This is a genomic window from Mixta theicola (assembly GCF_002895925.1).
Lineage (GTDB): Bacteria > Pseudomonadota > Gammaproteobacteria > Enterobacterales > Enterobacteriaceae > Mixta > Mixta theicola.
Genome location: NZ_NWUO01000022.1, coordinates 17,680 through 35,564, shown reverse-complemented (window position 1 = coordinate 35,564; position 17,885 = coordinate 17,680). Strand labels below are relative to the sequence as shown.

At 53.3% G+C, this 17,885-nt stretch carries 16 protein-coding genes and 1 tRNA gene; 15 read left to right on the top strand and 2 right to left on the bottom strand.

Annotated features, from left to right (window positions below):
- Positions 1 to 57: 57 nt before the first annotated feature.
- Both COO59_RS19295 and rsmC read right to left on the bottom strand, forming a co-directional pair.
- Positions 58 to 144 (bottom strand) — tRNA-Leu (locus COO59_RS19295).
- Between the two features lie 132 nt (positions 145 to 276).
- Positions 277 to 1,329, bottom strand: coding sequence for a 16S rRNA (guanine(1207)-N(2))-methyltransferase RsmC (gene rsmC, locus COO59_RS19290; protein ID WP_103061313.1), 1,053 nt, complete (start codon positions 1,327 to 1,329; stop codon positions 277 to 279).
- Positions 1,330 to 1,436: 107 nt separating this feature from the next.
- Here rsmC and COO59_RS19285 point away from each other — a divergent pair, with 107 nt between their 5' ends.
- From COO59_RS19285 to COO59_RS19210, 15 genes are all read left to right on the top strand, one after another.
- Positions 1,437 to 1,850, top strand: a complete 414-nt coding sequence (locus tag COO59_RS19285; protein ID WP_103061312.1) for a DNA polymerase III subunit psi — start codon at positions 1,437 to 1,439, stop codon at positions 1,848 to 1,850.
- The gene (gene rimI / locus COO59_RS19280; protein WP_103061311.1) at positions 1,819 to 2,259 is read left to right on the top strand and encodes a ribosomal protein S18-alanine N-acetyltransferase; all 441 of its coding nucleotides are present in this window, start codon (positions 1,819 to 1,821) and stop codon (positions 2,257 to 2,259) included. The genes COO59_RS19285 and rimI overlap by 32 nt, the downstream gene beginning before the upstream one ends.
- A gap of 47 nt (positions 2,260 to 2,306) precedes the next feature.
- The gene (gene yjjG, locus COO59_RS19275) at positions 2,307 to 2,987 is read left to right on the top strand and encodes a pyrimidine 5'-nucleotidase (RefSeq protein WP_103061310.1); all 681 of its coding nucleotides are present in this window, start codon (positions 2,307 to 2,309) and stop codon (positions 2,985 to 2,987) included.
- A gap of 925 nt (positions 2,988 to 3,912) precedes the next feature.
- Positions 3,913 to 4,413 carry an SH3 domain-containing protein gene (locus COO59_RS19270; RefSeq protein ID WP_205960891.1) on the top strand — a complete coding sequence of 167 codons (501 nt, stop codon included), beginning with the start codon at positions 3,913 to 3,915 and terminating at the stop codon, positions 4,411 to 4,413.
- Positions 4,414 to 4,436: 23 nt separating this feature from the next.
- The gene (gene tssJ, locus COO59_RS19265; RefSeq protein ID WP_103061308.1) at positions 4,437 to 4,961 is read left to right on the top strand and encodes a type VI secretion system lipoprotein TssJ; all 525 of its coding nucleotides are present in this window, start codon (positions 4,437 to 4,439) and stop codon (positions 4,959 to 4,961) included.
- A gap of 12 nt (positions 4,962 to 4,973) precedes the next feature.
- Positions 4,974 to 6,317, top strand: coding sequence for a type VI secretion system baseplate subunit TssK (gene tssK, locus COO59_RS19260; protein WP_103061307.1), 1,344 nt, complete (start codon positions 4,974 to 4,976; stop codon positions 6,315 to 6,317).
- 21 nt (positions 6,318 to 6,338) lie between these two features.
- Positions 6,339 to 7,577 (top strand): DotU family type VI secretion system protein, encoded by a 1,239-nt coding sequence (locus COO59_RS19255; RefSeq protein WP_103061306.1) that lies wholly within the window; start codon positions 6,339 to 6,341, stop codon positions 7,575 to 7,577.
- Between the two features lie 3 nt (positions 7,578 to 7,580).
- Positions 7,581 to 11,201, top strand: a complete 3,621-nt coding sequence (tssM, locus tag COO59_RS19250; RefSeq protein ID WP_103061305.1) for a type VI secretion system membrane subunit TssM — start codon at positions 7,581 to 7,583, stop codon at positions 11,199 to 11,201.
- Positions 11,202 to 11,217: 16 nt separating this feature from the next.
- Entirely contained in the window at positions 11,218 to 11,913 is a 696-nt protein-coding gene (gene tagF, locus COO59_RS19245; RefSeq protein ID WP_103061304.1) for a type VI secretion system-associated protein TagF, read from the top strand.
- 21 nt (positions 11,914 to 11,934) lie between these two features.
- Entirely contained in the window at positions 11,935 to 12,951 is a 1,017-nt protein-coding gene (tssA, locus tag COO59_RS19240; protein ID WP_103061303.1) for a type VI secretion system protein TssA, read from the top strand.
- 55 nt (positions 12,952 to 13,006) lie between these two features.
- Positions 13,007 to 13,546 carry a type VI secretion system contractile sheath small subunit gene (gene tssB / locus COO59_RS19235; RefSeq protein ID WP_165786547.1) on the top strand — a complete coding sequence of 180 codons (540 nt, stop codon included), beginning with the start codon at positions 13,007 to 13,009 and terminating at the stop codon, positions 13,544 to 13,546.
- A gap of 2 nt (positions 13,547 to 13,548) precedes the next feature.
- Positions 13,549 to 15,048, top strand: coding sequence for a type VI secretion system contractile sheath large subunit (tssC, locus tag COO59_RS19230; RefSeq protein ID WP_103061301.1), 1,500 nt, complete (start codon positions 13,549 to 13,551; stop codon positions 15,046 to 15,048).
- A 1,025-nt stretch (positions 15,049 to 16,073) separates the two neighbouring features.
- A complete protein-coding gene (locus COO59_RS19220; RefSeq protein ID WP_103061299.1) occupies positions 16,074 to 16,580 on the top strand; it encodes a type VI secretion system amidase effector protein Tae4 in 507 nt (168 codons plus the stop codon).
- Positions 16,577 to 17,005 (top strand): T6SS amidase immunity protein Tai4 family protein, encoded by a 429-nt coding sequence (locus COO59_RS19215; protein ID WP_240614166.1) that lies wholly within the window; start codon positions 16,577 to 16,579, stop codon positions 17,003 to 17,005. The genes COO59_RS19220 and COO59_RS19215 overlap by 4 nt, the downstream gene beginning before the upstream one ends.
- A 146-nt stretch (positions 17,006 to 17,151) precedes the next feature.
- Complete coding sequence (locus COO59_RS19210) at positions 17,152 to 17,634, top strand: Hcp family type VI secretion system effector (protein ID WP_103061298.1); 483 nt, start codon at positions 17,152 to 17,154, stop codon at positions 17,632 to 17,634.
- The last annotated feature ends 251 nt before the right edge of the window (positions 17,635 to 17,885 follow it).

Below are 17,885 nucleotides of genomic sequence, written 5' to 3'. Positions count from 1 at the left end.
TCTACCAATTCCGCCACCTTCGCGCAGTTGCTGTGCGATATGAATTTTCGTGGTCTTTGGTGCGAAGAGAGGGACTTGAACCCTCACGTCCGTTAAGACACTAACACCTGAAGCTAGCGCGTCTACCAATTCCGCCACCTTCGCATTCCGGCAATGCTTTACAGCACTGCAACCACGGAGGCGAATTCTGGAGATTTTTCCTGGGGACGTCAACAGATATTTATCAGCCGCGTTGCGATCGCTGTAAAAAACAGCAGCTCCCCAGGAAATGCGGCGTTACTTGCCGCGGTTAGCCGCCTTAATGGCGCGGGCATCGCGTCCCCAGACGGCACGGTACACTTTGAACCGACCGGTTTGCGCCAGCACTTCATGATGACCAAACGTTTCGTCCAGCACCTGCGGATAGGGCAGGAAGGCGTTAGCCACCAGCCGCAGCTCGCCGCCGCTGTTAAGGTGCTGAGCCGCGCCGCGAATCAGCGTGCGCGCCGCGTCAAGGCTGGTTTGCATCCCTTCATGAAACGGCGGATTGGAGATAATCATGTCGTAGCGGCCGGTTACGTCGGAATAGACGTTGCTGGCAAACACGTCGCCTTCGATCTGGTTTGCAGCCAGCGTCGCCTTGCTGGCGGCCAGCGCGGCGGCATCCACGTCGGTCAGCCACAGGCGCACCTTCGGAGAATGCCTTGCCAGCAATGTCGCCAGGACGCCCGCGCCGCAGCCAATATCCAGCACTTTTCCTTTGGTGTGCGGCGTAAAGGTAGAGAGCAGCAGAGCGCTGCCGCCATCCAGTCCGTCGCGGCTGAACACGCCCGGCAGCGTTTTAATAATGCAATCATCCAGCGTATATTCATCCCAGAAACTTTCCGCATCAAACGCGGGCTGCTGCGACAGGCGACCGTGATACAGGCCGCAACGGCGCGCGCTGTCGAACTTGGCCAGCGTTGCCCAGGAAGCCAGCATGTTTTCGGCGCTGCGAACGCCGCTGCGGTTTTCGCCGATAACAAAAATATCGCTGCCCACCGGCAGCAGCGACAGCAGGTTTTGCAGCTGAAACTGGGCTTCCGGCTTGTTTTTCGGCCAGTAATAGATCAGGGTATCGCACTCTGCTATCGCTTGTGCCGTGGCTACCAGGCCAAACTGCGCACGATCGCCCATGCTGCGGCTTAATGATTGCCAGTGATGATAATATTGCGTATGAACGCGGCTCAGCTGGGTTTCCAGCTGGGCAGGCAGGTCATCCTGCAAATCGCCGGCAAACAGCACGCGGCGGTCTTGCCATTCATCACTGTGGCGCAGGATCACTTCACTCGCCGGGGTAAAAGCAGACATCAGATAGCTCCTCAGAAATCAGAGCGCAGAGTATAGTGGTTTGTTGGCGCATGTTCGATGGGTTTGCTAGCATAGCGGCGCATTATAAGGGCGTAACGGGAATTTCTATGTCATCCAGACGTGACTGGCTACTACAGCAAATGGGCATTACGCAGTATAAGCTGCGGCGTCCGCGCGCGTTACAGGGTGAGATTGCGATAACGCTGCCGGCGGATACTCGCCTGCTGATCGTGGCGGATATTCCTCCCACTACCGAGGACCCGCTGGTTGGCGATGTGCTGCGCGCGCTGGCGATTACGCCACAGCAGGTAGTCAGCGTGACGCCGGATCAGCTTGCTATGCTGCCTGAAAACTGTTCCTGCGCCAGCTGGCGGCTGGGAACTGAAACGCCGGTTGCGCAGCAGGGCCCCCAACTTTCCACGCCGCCGCTTGAGGCGCTTTATTTTGATGCCGGGGCGAAACGCGCGCTCTGGCGGCAGATTTGTGAATATGACGTCGATTTCTTTACTCACTCCACATGACCTTCCGCAGGCGCTCGCTATTGAGCGACGCAGCCACGCTTTTCCCTGGACGGAAGCAACCTTTGCCAGCAATCAGGGTGAACGTTACCTAAACTACCGGCTTGACGTTGACAGCCAGATGGCCGCCTTCGCCATTACCCAATGGGTGCTGGACGAAGCGACGTTATTTAATATTGCCGTCGATCCTGCTTATCAACGGCAGGGACTGGGCAAAGCGCTGCTGCATCATCTGATTGAACAGCTACAGCAGCGCGATATTTTTACCCTGTGGCTGGAGGTGCGCGCCTCCAACCATGCGGCGATCGCGCTTTATGAACAGACCGGCTTTAATGAAGTTTCGGTGCGCCGAAATTATTATCCGGCAACGCACGGTCGGGAAGATGCGCTGATTATGGCGCTCAGCCTGTAAAGGCCGAACGCCGCGCATCCCCTGACGTGCCGTAACAGGAGAAAGCTATGCTACAAAACTGGGACTGGATCCTTTTTGACGCTGACGACACGCTGTTTCACTTTGATGCTTTTGCGGGCCTGCAACGGCTGTTTAAAGATTACAACGTTGATTTCTCAACCGATGATTACCATGAGTATCAGTCGGTTAACAAACCGTTATGGGTGGAATATCAAAACGGCGCCATCACGGCGCTGCAGCTGCAGCACCAGCGCTTTAACGGCTGGGCGGAGAAGCTGAATGTAACGCCGGACACGTTAAACAGCGGTTTTCTTAGCGCGATGGCGGAAGTGTGCGTGCCGTTGGAAGGCGCGGTAAACCTGATTAATGCGCTAAAGGGCAAGGTGAAGATGGGGATCATCACCAATGGCTTTACCGCCCTGCAGCAGGTGCGCCTGCAGCGTACCGGTTTTCGTGATTACTTCGATCTGCTGGTGATTTCCGAACAGGTCGGTCATGCCAAACCGCATCCGGCGATTTTTAACTATGCGCTGGAGAAAATGGGGCATCCCTCGCCTGAGCGGGTGCTGATGGTCGGTGATAATCCGGACTCAGATATTTTGGGCGGCATTAATGCCGGTTTAAAAACCTGCTGGCTGAATGCGGACGGCAGAGAAAAACCTGCGGCTATCACGCCGGACTGGCAGGTTAGCTCTCTGCACGAACTGCAATCCATTTTATTTGCTTAAGTTTTAGTTCCAGTTATTTATAGTTTAAAAAACTATTATGGCGACCTCAGGGTCGCTTTTTTTATTATTGATTTACTTTATAGCGATATTAAACCCTGTTAATCATTTCTGGGGCCGGTCCGACGGAGAATGAGGCCATCAATGCAGGTCCAGTGCGGAAAAAAATAGCTGCGTAAAATTGTACTTTATTTGAGCTAAAAGCGCTTTTATTTGCGAGATAAGTACAACTTTTCTGATGTTTTACCGGAATTTTCCTATAGAAAAGGATAAGAATATTCGCAATTTACTTTAATATTTTTGATTAAACTTTACTAATGTAAAATCCTTTGCTACGCGCTCGTTGAATTATCGCAAAGTCTATGTAAACTTGCGCGAAACAGGACAGCTTAAATATAAAAAAAGACCGGCTTCGGGGTTTGCTTTGCAACCTCGTGCGGTAGCAATGGCTGTATCCATTTTCATCTTTGTGCTGAATTTTAAGCAATTTCCTCCTTTTCTGATGCAGGCCGCAGATCGTGGTCAGCGTTATTACATGCAGACAGCACCATGCGCTTTTGGCGCGGCCATTCAGAGCTTTTCACCAGAGAATACCAGGAATGCAAACAGGGAGTCGTCATAATGGTTGAGGAATATTCATTGAATCCTCACGGCAGGATAGCGTAAACCGCATTTTCGGTAACCCATCTTTATTGTACGTGGCGCAAATTGAGCATTTGCTGCGATGTAACAGACTCTTGTCGTCCAGATAACATGTAAATTATTGTACTGATTCCGCCGGGGCTGGCGCGCTTATTTATTGTGCTTTTGCCTGGTACGGCCAGCAACAGCTATACCTTTTTACTGCTCCAGGATTGGTAATGTTGTCCGTAGCCAGCGGCTTATTCCCGTTTTGTTAATTACTTGAGATAACTTCATGAGGATCATGGTGAAAATTCGAATCGCATTAGGTCTGCTTTTTGTATTAAGCGTTGCGGGTTGTAAATCGACACCGCCTGTCAATGACGACACGATTGTGTCCAGCACCGTTGATGGCGTTACGTTGACCTATCGCCATGCTATTACCCCGCCGAAAACTTTTACGCCGATTAATGAAGAGTACCGCGCGCTGTATAACGCCTCCGTAATGACCCGTCCCGATTTCGGCGGCAAGCTGGTGCGTCAGCTGGAAAATGCGCAGCCTTATACCGTGCTGGGCAGGGTGGAAAACAACTGGTTTGCTATTGCGGAAAAAGATCAGGATCGGTTGATCGGCTACGTGCCGCTGCGCGCCGTGGTTAAAAGCGAGCTGTATGAAGGCACCATCAAGGCTGACCAGCGCCGTAAGCGTACACGCGCCGCGCCCGCGAAGAAAAAAACCTGCGTTGCGGTCGATGGCGATAGCAAAGCCTGCCAGAACAGCAACAGCGGTACCTGGATTATTGATTAATAAGTTCTAATGGGTAACCCATTATGAAACCACTCTTTTTTTTGCGCCTGAGTATGCAGGCGCTTTTTCTGGCGGCGCTTACCTTGCTGGCAGGCTGTACGTTATTTTCACACAGCGATCCCTCCCGTTACAGTCTGTTATTCCAGGCGCACCCGCCCATTAATGAGTCGGCACCGCTGAAGGTCAGAGTGCTGTTACTAAAATCGGATGCCGACTTTATGTCTGCGGATTTTTATTCGCTGCAAAACAGCGCGCAAACCGTGCTGGGTAGCAATCTGCTTAATAGCGAGCAGTTTTTCCTGTTGCCAGGTCAGCTAAATAAAACCCTTAGCGGTCAACGTACGCCGGATATCCGCTATATCGGCGTTATGGCTGAGTACCAGGCGCTCAACGGGAAGAAATGGCGACTCTCTCTGCCGCTGCCCAATGCGGACGAGAGCGCTCCGACCGTCGGCTGGTACAGGGAATCGGATGCGTTGCAGGCCAGGATCGTTGCTGACAATAGCGGTATACACCTTGCGAGCAAAGCAGAGTCAACGCCGGAATAACGGAAAACCATTATGAACAAAGCAGAAAAGGTGGTCTGGAGCGAAGGCATGTTCCTGCGCCCGCATCACTTTCAGCAGTCGGAAAGCTACCTGCAAAGCACCCTGCGCGACTGGGGAACCACACAGCGGCCCTATCTGTGGGGTTTTACCGATCTGGAGTTCGACGAGGCGATGCTGCGACAGGGTAAAATTGCCCTTAGCGTCGCCAGCGGCCTGCTGCCGGATGGAACGCACTTTTCTTTTCTGGATCCGCGCCAGGCCCCCGCGCCGCTGGAGATTGCTGATAACCAAAGCAATGTCAAAGTGGTGCTGGCCTTGCCGGCGCGGCGCAGCGGACGTGACGAGGTAATATTTAGCGAGGCGGCGGATTCGCTGGCGCGCTATCTCAGCTTCGAGCGTGAAGTGGATGACTTTAACGCCATTTCCGTCGGCCCGGCGGCGGTGCAGTTCGGTAAGCTGCGCCTGAAGCTGATGCTGGAAAGCGAGCTAACCGCCGAATGGACCGCTATTGGCGTGGCGCGAGTGATCGAAAAGCGCAGCGACAGGCAGCTACGGCTGGACACCGGCTTTATCCCACCGATGCTTAATGCGATTAACCATCCCCAGCTGTTTGATTATTTGAATGATATACAGGGACTGCTGGCGCAGCGCAGCCAGCAAATCGGCCAGCGTTTAAGGCAGCCGGGGCGGTTTAATACCGCAGAAACGGTTGATTTCATGCTGCTGGCGTTAGTGAATCACCAGCTTGGGCTGGTCTCCCATCTGAAAAACTTACCGCTGCTGCATCCTGAACAGCTGTTCGGCCACTGGCTGGCGTTTGCCTGCGAGCTGGCAAGCTGGACGCCGCAGCGCTCGCCGGATGTCTCGCTGCCCGTCTACGATCATGACGATATTGTCCGTAGCTTTAGCAAACTGATGCTGATGCTGCGTCAGGGGCTGTCGCTGGTGATGGAAGAGAGCGCGATTCAGCTGCCGCTGACCGAGCGATCCCACGGCCTTAACGTGGCAACGGTGCCGGAAGCTTCTATGGTGCGTGAATTTGGCTTCGTTCTCGCGGTGCGCGCCAACGTGCCGGGCGAGGCGCTGCAAACCCACTTCCCAGCGCAAATGAAAGTCGCGCCGGTCACGAAAATTCGCGATCTGGTGCAGCTTCAGCTGCCGGGCATGATGCTTCGCGCCATGCCGACCGCGCCGCCGCAGATCCCCTGGCATGCCGGCTACAGCTATTTTGAGCTGGAGAAGGGCGGCGAACTATGGACAGAGATGGAAAGATCGGGCGCGTTTGCGCTTCATCTGGCCGGCGAGTTTCCCGGTCTGGATATGGAGTTCTGGGCTATTCGCAGCCAGTCCGTCTGAAACGAATAATGAGCGCTCACCATGCAGGAACGACATTTCACCGGCAGCGATGCCGCTTTTTCCGGCGCGGGCAGCAATAACCCGCTGGTCGCCGCCGCGAACCCTTTGCTTAATGCGATTCCCCAGATCCGCCATTCCGTAACCCATGACGATCCGGCCGCGCTGCGTCAGCGGCTAATCGATCAGGTGCGGCATTTTGAAAAAATCAGCCAGCGCGCAGGGCTGCCTTATGAGGTTATCGTCGGCGCGCGTTATTGCCTGTGCACCGCGCTGGACGAGGCGGCGGCGCTTACGCCGTGGGGAAGCCGTGGCGTCTGGCCCGGCAACGGGCTGCTGGTCACCTTTCATAACGAAACCTGGGGCGGCGAGAAATTTTTTCAGCTGCTGGCGAAGCTGTCGCAAAATCCGCGTGAGCATCTCTTTCTGCTGGAACTGATCAATTACTGCCTGCTGTTAGGTTTTGAAGGGCGCTATCGCGTGCTGGACAATGGCCGTTCGCAGCTGGAAACCATCAAACAGCGTCTGCTGCAGATGATCCGCGGCGTACGCGGCGGCTATCCGGCGCCCTTGTCGCCGCATCCGGAAGATCGGCCGGTGTTGCGCAAAATGTGGCGTCCGATGGTGCCGCTGTGGGCCTGCGCGGCGCTTGGCGGCTTTATCGCCTGTTTGCTCTATATCACTCTTAACTGGCGGCTGGGCGACTATACCAGCCCGGTGCTGGCCTCGGTGTATCAAACGCCGCTGCCGGAAGTCACGATTCATAATCCCGCGCCGCGTGCGCCTGCGATGCTTAACCTGCGCGCCTTCCTGCGTGCGGAAATCGAACAGAGGCTGGTGGCCGTACGCGACGAGGCGGATCAAAGCGTGGTGACGCTGAAAGGGGATGGCCTGTTTGCCTCCGGCTCTACTGCCGTACGCGGTCGCTATGAAAAGGTAATTAACCGCGTTGCGCAGGCGATGAATAACGTGAGCGGTAAAATTCTGGTCATCGGCTACAGCGATAACGTACCGATCCGCAGCGCGCGCTTCGCCTCTAATTATGAGCTGTCGCTGGCGCGTGCGCAGTCGGTGCGGGAGATGCTGCAAAAGCATCTGTCGCAGCCTGAGCGGGCGAAGGCAGAAGGTCGCGGTGAAACCAATCCGCTGGTGCCGAATAGCACCGCTGAGAACCGCGCCCGTAATCGCCGGGTGGAAATCATTCTGTTAGTTGCGCCAGACAATACGCGGGCGGAGCTGAATGGACTGCAGCAGGGGAACTAACAGATGCTGAATATCGTGTTTTCCATTATAACCAGCCGGTTAATGTGGGGTTTTATTGGCATTACCGCGCTCTCTTTTATTATCTGGGTAATTGGCCCGGTCTTTTCTATTGTTGATTCACGTCCGCTGGAGCCGGAGCAGAACCGCCTGATCGCTATTGGCCTGCTGTATCTGGTGTGGGGGATTAGCAACCTGGCGCCACGGCTGTACAACGCCTGGATTAACCGCAAACTGATGGGCAGCCTGAGCAGTAGCGAACAGCCTGACGGCAGCGATCGCAAACGGCTGACCAATGAAGAGCAGGTGCTGGCCGAGCGCTTTAATGAAGCTTCTCAGCTATTAAAGAAGGCGCATTTCAATCGCACAGGCCGGCGCAATCCGTTCTGGGCGCAGCGCTTCAGCCATCAGTATCTTTATCAGCTTCCCTGGTATGTGATTATCGGCGCGCCGGGCGCCGGTAAAACCACGGCGCTGGTTAATTCCGGGCTGCAGTTTCCGCTGGCGGATCGCTTTGGCAAAACCGCGCTGCGCGGTATCGGCGGCACCCGCAACTGCGACTGGTGGTTTACTAATGAGGCGGTGCTGCTGGATACCGCAGGCCGTTACACCACGCAGGAGAGCCAGCAGGCGCAGGATGCCAGCGAATGGCAGCAGTTTGTCGATCTGCTGCGTAAATACCGTGGTCGTCAGCCGATTAACGGCGTGATCGTTACCATCAGCGTTTCCGATCTGTTAACCCTGTCGGCGGAGGCTTCACAGCAGCAGGCGATCAATCTGCGTCAGCGCCTGATGGAACTGCATGAGCAGCTCGGCATTCGCTTTCCGGTATATGTGCTGGTGACCAAAGCGGACCTGTTGAAAGGCTTCCGCGCCTGGTTTTCTCCGCTGGATAAAGCGCAGCGTGAGCAAATCTGGGGCTTTACCTTCCCGTGGGAGCGCGCAAAGCAGGCCGACTTTGATTTAGCCAGCGCCTTTACGCAGGAATATGCGCTGCTGCAACAGCGCCTTGACGCTGGACTGGCGGATACGTTGATGATGGAAAGCGATGCCCAGGCTCGGGCGGAAAGCTATCTGTTTCCGCAGGAGTTTGCCGCGCTGCGTCCGCTGTTGGCGGATTATCTCAACGCCGTTTTCGCCCGTTCCAATTTTGAAAGCCAGTTTTCGCCGCGCGGCATCTATTTTGCCAGCGGCACGCAGGAAGGCCTGCCTTTCGATCGCGTAATGGGCGAGCTGAGCCGCGCGCTGCATCTGCCGCAGAGGGATGAGCAGGGCGGTAACAGTGGCGCCTGGAACAGCGTGCAAAAAGAAGCGCCGATACCCGCAGCCAAAGGGCAGAGCTTCTTCCTGAAGGATTTGCTGACCGACGTTATATTTCAGGAGGCGGGGCTGGCCGGCAGCAACCGCTGGTGGGAGCTGCGCAACCGCGCCGTGTTGTGGTCAGGCTATGCCGCCCTGCTGGCGCTGCTGCTGGTGGTTTCGCTGCTGTGGATCACCAGCTACGGCAACAATAAAAGCTATCTGCAAGAAGTGCAGGCGAAGGTGCCGACCGTTGAGACGCAGAGTAAAAACCTGCAGGCCAGCGGTGAAAGCGATCTCTTCGCGCTGCTGCCGTTCCTTGACGGCGTGCTGGCGCTGCCGGAAAGCAAAAATTTCGATCTTAACGATCCGCCGGTTACGCGCCGTATGGGGCTTTATCGCGGCGTTGAGGTCAGCGATGCCAGCCAGACGCTTTATCAAAAATCCCTGAAGCAACTGCTGTTGCCGCAGGTGGCCCGGTTGATTACCGGCTGGCTGCGTAACGATAACGGCAGCGATGCGGACTATAGCTATGAAGCATTAAAAGCGTACCAGATGCTCTATCAGCCGCGACACTACGACGGCAAATTCCTGCATGCGTGGGTGATGCTAAACGTGCGACGCAACCTGCCGCAAAATATTCCCCAGACGCAGATTAGCCAGCTGGAGCGACATCTGGCGCAGCTGCTGGAAACGCAGATTCAGGCTTCGCCTTATGCTCTGGATGATGCGCTGGTAAAGCGCGAGCAGGCGTTGATTAATCAGATGCCGCTCTCTGGCCGCGTCTATGGCCGACTCAGACGTCTGCTGGAGCAGGATGAGAATCTGTCGTCGGTTTCACTTGCCGAACTGGGTGGGCCGCAAAGCGAGTTGGTGTTTACGCGCAAAAGCGGTAAAGCGATTAGCGCAGGCATTCCCGGCCTTTATACGCCAGAAGGCTACTGGAACGACTTCGACAAAAATATCGCTGCGGTAACGACGGCGCTGCATCAGGATGACGTCTGGGTGTTAGGCGGCGCGGCGGCGGATGAGGATAAAGCGCAAACCGATAACGCGGTGCGCCAGCTCTATATGAGCGACTTTATGCGCCACTGGGATAGCCTGCTGAGCGATATTCAGCTGAACAACAGCGCCGATCTGTCGCAGCGCATTAACAGTGCGCGGCTGCTATCCAGCAACAACTCGCCTTTACGTAAGCTGGTCATCAACCTCAGCCACTATCTGATGCTGGAGCGCCTGTCAGCGGAAAAAGATCCGCAGCAGACGGAAAAAGGCAACAGCGCGACCCGCACGCTGGAAGCGCTGTTCCGTTCACGCCAGTCCGTTCAGGGGGCTGCGGCCCAGCAGCAGACGCCGGAGCAGCGCGTTACCGAACATTATGCGCCGATTATCGAACTGGCTCAGCCGCTGGAACAGGGCGGAAAAATCATCGTATTTGATAATTTTCTCCGGCAGATCGATGAGCTGTATCGCTATCTGACGGCGGTGCAGGATGCGGCCAACAGCGGGATGCCGCCGCCGCCGGGCGAAGCGATTAGTCGTCTGCAGGCGAGCGCCGGCAGACTGCCGGGATCGCTGCAAAATATGTTTACTAACATGGCGGTGGGTGCCAGCAGCGATGCGCAGCGGCGCGATATGGAAAACGTACGTAAGCGTATTAACGTTGAGGTTGGCAGCTTCTGCCGTCAGGCGATTGCCGGTCGTTATCCTCTGGTGCGTTCGGGAAAGAGTGAGGTCACGCCGGACGATCTGGCGCGGATGTTTGCGCCAGGCACCGGACTAATGGACAGCTTCTTTCGCGATAATCTGGCCGCCAAAGTTGATACCACTCGCTCAGGCTGGCGCTTTATGCCGGGCATTGATGGTAAAAGCCTGCCAGGCGGCGAAAAGCTGCTGCGTCCTTTCCAGCAGGCGCAAAGCATTCGTGACGCTTTCTTTGCCAATGGCGCCACGACGCCTTCGTTCCGCGTCACCATCCGCACGGTGCGCATGGATAACAACATTCTTAACCTGACGCTGGATGTGGACGGACAGCTGTTGCGTTACAGCCACGGCCCTCAGGCGGTGCAGTTAATGAGCTGGCCCGGCAGCGGCGGCACACGTCAGGTGCGTATGCAGCTGGGACTGGTGGATGGCACCACCTCTACGCTGGTCACCAACGGCGCCTGGGCGCTTAATCGCTTTTTCGATCGCGCGCAGCTGACGACGGGCAGCAACAGCCTTAGCCGTCAGGCAACCTTCAATGTCGGTGGCCATCGCGTTACCCTGGAATTTACGCCGAACAGTATTCGGAACCCGTTCCAGCTTCCCGGCTTCGCATGTCCATAACCGCAAGGAAATGATAATGAGCCACTCTCCTGCGATCGGCTGGTACGGAAAATTGCCCAGCGCCGGCGACTTTTTACAGCGCCGTTTTCCCGAGGCGTTAACCCGCCAGTGGACCCACTGGTTTCAGGTGGGGCTGCTGAACTGGCAAAAAAAAGAGGAGCTGCGTCCCGGTGAAGCGCACCGATTCGCGAAAGCGCCGGTATGGAACTTTGTGGTGCCGCCGATGCTGGGCAGCCAGCTGGTGCAGATGGGATGCCTGCTGCCCGCGCGCGACAGCGTAGGCCGTCAGTATCCCATTTGCGCCCAGTTCAGCTTTACGCCTGCCGAATGGTCAACGGGGCGGCTGGCAATGGCGGGCGAATGGTATCAGCAGCTGGGGCGCACCCTGCTGCACGCGGTGCATAACGGCTATTCCGCCGAACAGCTCGATCGGGCGCTGCTGACGATTCCCGCACCGCAGGAGCCCACCGATATTTTGACGACCATTGGCTACGGCGATAGCGCCACCAATCTCAGCTGGAAACAGGTGGCCGACTGTTTCGATCCGCAGCGCTATACCAGCTTCTGGTGGACCAATCAGGCCGACAACTATCCGCTTTACACCCACCTGCACAGCGGCAATTTTACCGGTCAGCTGTTTTCGCTGCTGTTTGATCCGGCAGGCGGAGCCAGACCAGGCCGACACGGGCTTTATCCGCCCATGTTTGAATAATCTTGCGACGTGAGAATAACGATGAATATCGATGCGTTACTCGCTCCGGTAAGCAGTGAAAAACCGTGCGGCGAAAATCTGGAATACGACGCTGATTATATGGCGATGAACCAGGCCAGCGAAGGGAAGGCGGAGCAGCAATTTGGCGACACCATCATTCCTGCAGAGCCAGCCGACTGGAATAAAGTGGAGCGGCTGGCGACTGGACTACTGGCGCGAACCAAAGATCTGCGTGTGATGTTAGCACTTACTCACGCATGGACGCATATGAAGGGATTGTCGGGCTACGCCAGCGGTCTGAAACTGATTCAACAGGCGCTGCTGCTTTATCGGGAGCCGCTTTATCCCCTGCTGGAAGAATATGGCGAGCGCGATCCTTTTTATCGCATTAACGCGCTGGCGGCGCTGGGCGATAAATCTGCGCTGACTTCCGCACTGCGGCAGGCGCCGCTCTTGCGTACCGCCGCCGATCAGATCTCTTTGCGTGACGCCTGTTCGCTGCTGGACGGCAGCAAAACCGAAGTAGCCGATTATCCCGGCGGACGTCCGCGGCTGAATGATGAGCTGGCACGTGGCGATCAGCCCGGCATAGAAGCGATTCAACAGATAAGTGAGCGTTTGCAAACTATCCGGGAAACGCTGGCAGAGCAGCTGGGAGAAAGCGGCGTACCGGAAATGGTACAGCTGCAAAAAATGGTGAATCTGGTTGCGCAATCCTGTCAGGCCATCGATTTAACCGCGCTGATGCCGGGCAACCCGAACGCCGCCGCGCAGCCTGCCGCCGCCAGCGCAGCCCCTGCCGCACCGGCGCGTGCGCACGCCGACTGGCGCAGCAGCGAAATTACTTCACGCGCCGAGGCGCAGCTGATGCTGGAAAAGGTGAAGCAATACTTTTCCCATTACGAACCCAGCCATCCGGCTCCGCTGATGATCGATCGCGTTCAGCGGGTCATCGAACTCGATTTTATGGCAATCATCCGCGATCTGGCGCCCGACGGCGTTCAACAACTCGAAAACATTTTTGGTCGCCGCGATTAAGCCGCGTCCCTTTATATGGCAGCGTGCCCGCTGCTGACTTTACCGCGCATTTCCGATGGAGAACCTCATGGCATCGACTAAATCCAGTGGGCAGAAGTTTATCGCCCGTAATCGCGCGCCGCGCGTACAAATTGAATATGACGTAGAAATCTATGGCGCAGAGCGCAAAATCCAGCTGCCGTTTGTCATGGGCGTAATGGCCGACCTGACAGGCAAACCGGTAGAACCGCTGCCGGGCGTCGATGAGCGTAAATTCCTGGAAATCGATATTGATAACTTTGACGAGCGCATGAAAGCGCTGAAGCCGCGTGTCGCTTTTCAGGTGGATAACACGCTGACCGATGAAGGCCGGCTGAATGTCGAGCTGACGTTTGAAAGCATGGAAGATTTCATGCCGGATGCGGTGGCGCGTAAGGTTGAGCCGCTAAATAAGCTGCTGGAGGCGCGCACTCAGCTTTCTAACCTGCTGACCTATATGGATGGCAAAAGCGGTGCGGAAGAGCTGATCGCCAAGATTCTGCAGGATCCCACGCTGCTGAAGTCGCTGGGCCAGCTGCCGAAATCTGAAGAAACCGTTAACGGTGATGAGGAATAACGATGAGCAATCCATCACAACAACCGCTACAGCAGGGACAGCAATCCTGGGATCAGGATGAGTTCAGCGCGCTGCTGAATAAAGAGTTTCGCCCGAAAAGCGATCGGGCGCGCGCCGCGGTAGAAAGCGCGGTAAAAACCCTGGCGCAGCAGGCGCTGGAAAACAGCGTAACCGTTTCTAACGACGCTTACCGCACCATCCAAGCGCTGATTGCGGAAATTGATGAAAAGCTGTCGCATCAGGTTAACCAGATTATTCACCACGAAGAGTTTCAGAAGCTGGAAGGCGCATGGCGCGGCCTGAGCTACCTGGTCAATAACACTGAAACCGATGAGATGCTGAAAATTCGCTTTATGAGCATCTCGAAACAGGAACTGGGCCGCACGCTGAAGCGTTATAAAGGCGTGGGCTGGGATCAGAGCCCCCTCTTCAAGAAAATCTATGAAGAAGAGTACGGCCAGTTCGGCGGCGAGCCGTTTGGCTGCCTGGTGGGCGATTACTACTTTGATCACAGCCCGCAGGATGTGGAACTGCTGAGCGAGATGGCGCGTATCAGCGCGGCGGCGCACTGTCCGTTTATCGCCGGCACCGCGCCGAGCGTGATGCAGATGGAATCCTGGCAGGAGCTGGCCAATCCGCGCGATCTGACCAAAATCTTCCAGAACAGCGAATATGCCGCCTGGCGCAGCCTGCGTGAATCGGAAGATGCACGCTATCTGGGGCTGGTCATGCCGCGTTTCCTGGCGCGTCTGCCGTATGGCATCCGTACCAATCCGGTCGACAGCTTTGATTTCGAAGAAGAGACCGATGGCGCCAGCCACGCCAACTACACCTGGACTAACGCCGCTTATGCGATGGCGGCCAATATCAACCGCTCGTTTAAAGAGTTTGGCTGGTGTACCTCCATTCGCGGCGTAGAGTCAGGCGGCGCGGTGGAAAATCTACCGTGTCATACTTTCCCCAGCGACGACGGCGGCGTGGATATGAAATGCCCGACCGAAATCGCCATCAGCGATCGTCGCGAAGCCGAGCTGGCGAAAAACGGTTTTATGCCGCTGGTGCATCGTAAAAACTCTGACTTCGCGGCCTTTATCGGCGCGCAATCTTTGCAGAAACCGGCGGAATACCATGACGCGGACGCGACGGCTAACGCTCGTCTTGCTGCCCGCCTGCCTTACCTGTTCGCCTGCTGCCGCTTCGCGCATTATCTGAAGTGCATCGTGCGCGACAAGATCGGCTCTTTCCGCGAACGCGAAGAGATGGAACGCTGGCTGAACGACTGGGTCATGAACTATGTGGATGGCGACCCGGCCAACTCCTCGCAGGAAACCAAATCGCGCAAGCCGCTGGCTTCAGCCGAGGTGCTGGTGGAAGAGATTGAAGATAATCCGGGCTACTACGCCGCCAAATTCTTCCTGCGTCCGCACTATCAGTTGGAAGGCTTGACCGTATCGCTGCGTCTGGTTTCCAAACTGCCGTCGCTGAAAACGAATGATGCGTAAATAAAAGCGTCGGCTCCGCGGAGCCGACGAATTTATGATTTATTAATTGAAAAAGACTTTTGTAACTTACAATTTTTATTAATCAGGATAAATCAATAATAACAGAGTAAATAATGGCAACGCGTTCCCCAAAAGAGATTGTGTAAAGCCTTTGATTGAGGCGATAAATCATCAGTCAGTCCATAGTGCTATAGATAAAGAGATATTTGACGGTTTTTTAGCTGGAGTTACATATGATTAAAATCGCCATTAAATATATTTTCATCTATAGTCTGATGATTATTTCATTTATGTTGTTTTTTTGCGTTGTAGGGTGTTATATCTTCGTGTTTGACTGGGGTGGTAATGTGATTTGTTCAGCGGTAAATGGAGTTATATTAATTTCATTAGTGGGTGCATCTATCGCTATATATTGTCTGGCAGAAAAGATCAGGCTGGTTTTTTGATTTTCTGAAAATATTTAGCGAAAAGAAAAGCTGTAGAAATTATTACGAAGAATAAACGTTTGCCAAATATTATCCCAGATGCGTTGTTGGTAACAGACTCATAAGCTAGCACATACTAAACAGAGCGGATATATCAATTAAAGTATAAAAGCCGATAATTAGAGAAATGGTTGTAAAAATCAACGCGATAGATTTTTTCATTGATTATCCTTATATTGCTATTAGGTCAAAAGAGAAACTTATTTTAAAGTAATAAGTTGTTCAGTGTCTGGTGCTCTGTAGACGATGTATAAATACTGAAAGCCACAAATTAATGTGGGTGTTTATAAAAAGCAATACTGATGTGCCTTGTTAGCTATCAGGGGAAAAACCGATAATTACTGGTAACTATGCCAGGCGAAAGCTCGTAACTATTATAAAAACAACAGGTAAGCCAGAAATGAAGGAAAATATTTTATCAATGGCTGGTATAATAAAATAAGTCCTCACGTCATAATTATTGTTTGTAATATTTTAGCTAAAGCGCAATATCCCATCGCTGATTGATACAATGGATTTAACTCAAACAGGATGAAAGCTATGAACTCAAGACCCCGCTTTATTTCTGCATGGACAGCAGCTAAAAGGATTTACGATCCGGCTGACCCTTTAAAGAAAGTAAAGGAAACTATTGGTGGGAAGGTCAGGCAGAATTTTGAGATTCCGGCCAATATAGGTGGCTGGGAAAATAGTTGTGCGGTAAGAATGAGCTATGTTTTAAATTATACCGGGCACCCTGTCCCTCGATATGGTAATAAGACGGTTTCTGGCGCTGATAAAAAATGGTATTTTTACCGGGTAAAGGATCTAATTGAATACCTAAAGAGAGAGTGGGGGAAGCCAGATCTCATTATAAACTATCCCAGAATACCTGTAGATAAACTAAAAAATAAAAATGGTTTGATCCTTTTTGAAATATCTGGATGGGATGATGCGGGCGGTCACGCCACTTTTTGGGACGGAAGAATATGCGTAGATCATTGCTATTTTAATGAGCCGGGTGCTAATTATTCCACAATTGCCGCTAATTTTTGGATGTTGCCATGAAAAAAAATATTTTATTTATATTTTGCCTGGTGTTTGCAATTTTTCCTTCATGGGGAAAAGATATGGAAGATGGTGCAGCCTTTATGAAGCGATTACCCTATACGCAGTTAATCAAAGATATGGCATTAGCCAGATGCTTTGCAATGATTAACGCTAACAATAAAATGATGGCTCTGGATGCTGGACAGTCTTCAAATGCCATGCGGTCATGGGCACCCTATGATATTGCCGAGGGTGATGAAAAAATCAATGCGGTGATTGATAAATATAAAGACCGACAAAACCACTTTCATGTTGAATCTCTAGTTAAAAGCAAAGGCTACACGCTCAACTGTTTCAGACTCTATCACAGCAAAGATCTTGATGACGTAGTAAAGGAAGTCATTACGGAAAACCCTGAACATAACTGGTATCAGGATAACTAACTATTTTTTCCAGATTTATAAAGCCTTTGAAAATTACGACGACATTTATAGAAAAGGATAAGGAAACATGCAGGCTACTCTGTATCATTTTCCTTAATTAGCAGCGCTTTAACAAAAGCGATTATCCACAACAAGGAGTAATAATTATGGCTATTGATATGTTCCTGAAGGTTGACGGAGTAACCGGTGAGTCGCAGGATTCCAACCACAAAGGCTGGACTGACATCACATCTTTCTCCTGGGGCGCATCCCAGCCGGGCAACATGGCTGTTGGCGGCGGCGGCGGCGCGGGCAAAGTAAACTTCAGCGATCTGCACGTTAAGGCGGTGATTGACAAGTCTACTACTGCCATTCTGAAGCACTGTTCCAGCGGTAAACATCTGACTAAAGTTGAGCTTTCTGTATGTAAAGCGGGCGGCCAGCAGGTTGAATACACCAAAATTATTCTGGAAGATGTGCTGGTTACTTCCGTACAGTATACCGGTTCTGATGACGGTGATCTGGTGGGGATTGATTATGCTTTCCAGGCCTCACGCGTGAAGCAGCAGTACTGGGAGCAGACCTCTTCAGGCGGTAAGGGTGCTGAAAGCAGCGCTGGCTGGAATATTAAAGAAAATAAAGAAATGTAATCGCTTTCACCCGCTCGTTTACGGGCGGGTGTATTTATGGAAGATTATTTTCAAAAAGGAGTTTTGAACAGGGAAACTTTATTTTGTTTTATTTTTCTCAATATGTTGGTTTTTAGCTTAAGCCAATGAAAAAGCAGCATCTACTATCGCATAATAAAAATAACAATCTAAATGAAGGCCTTGCTATCGGAAAAGTTTGTTTTGTTAGTATCATCAGTAAAAACAGAAAAAGAAAGGTATCATAGTTCTGA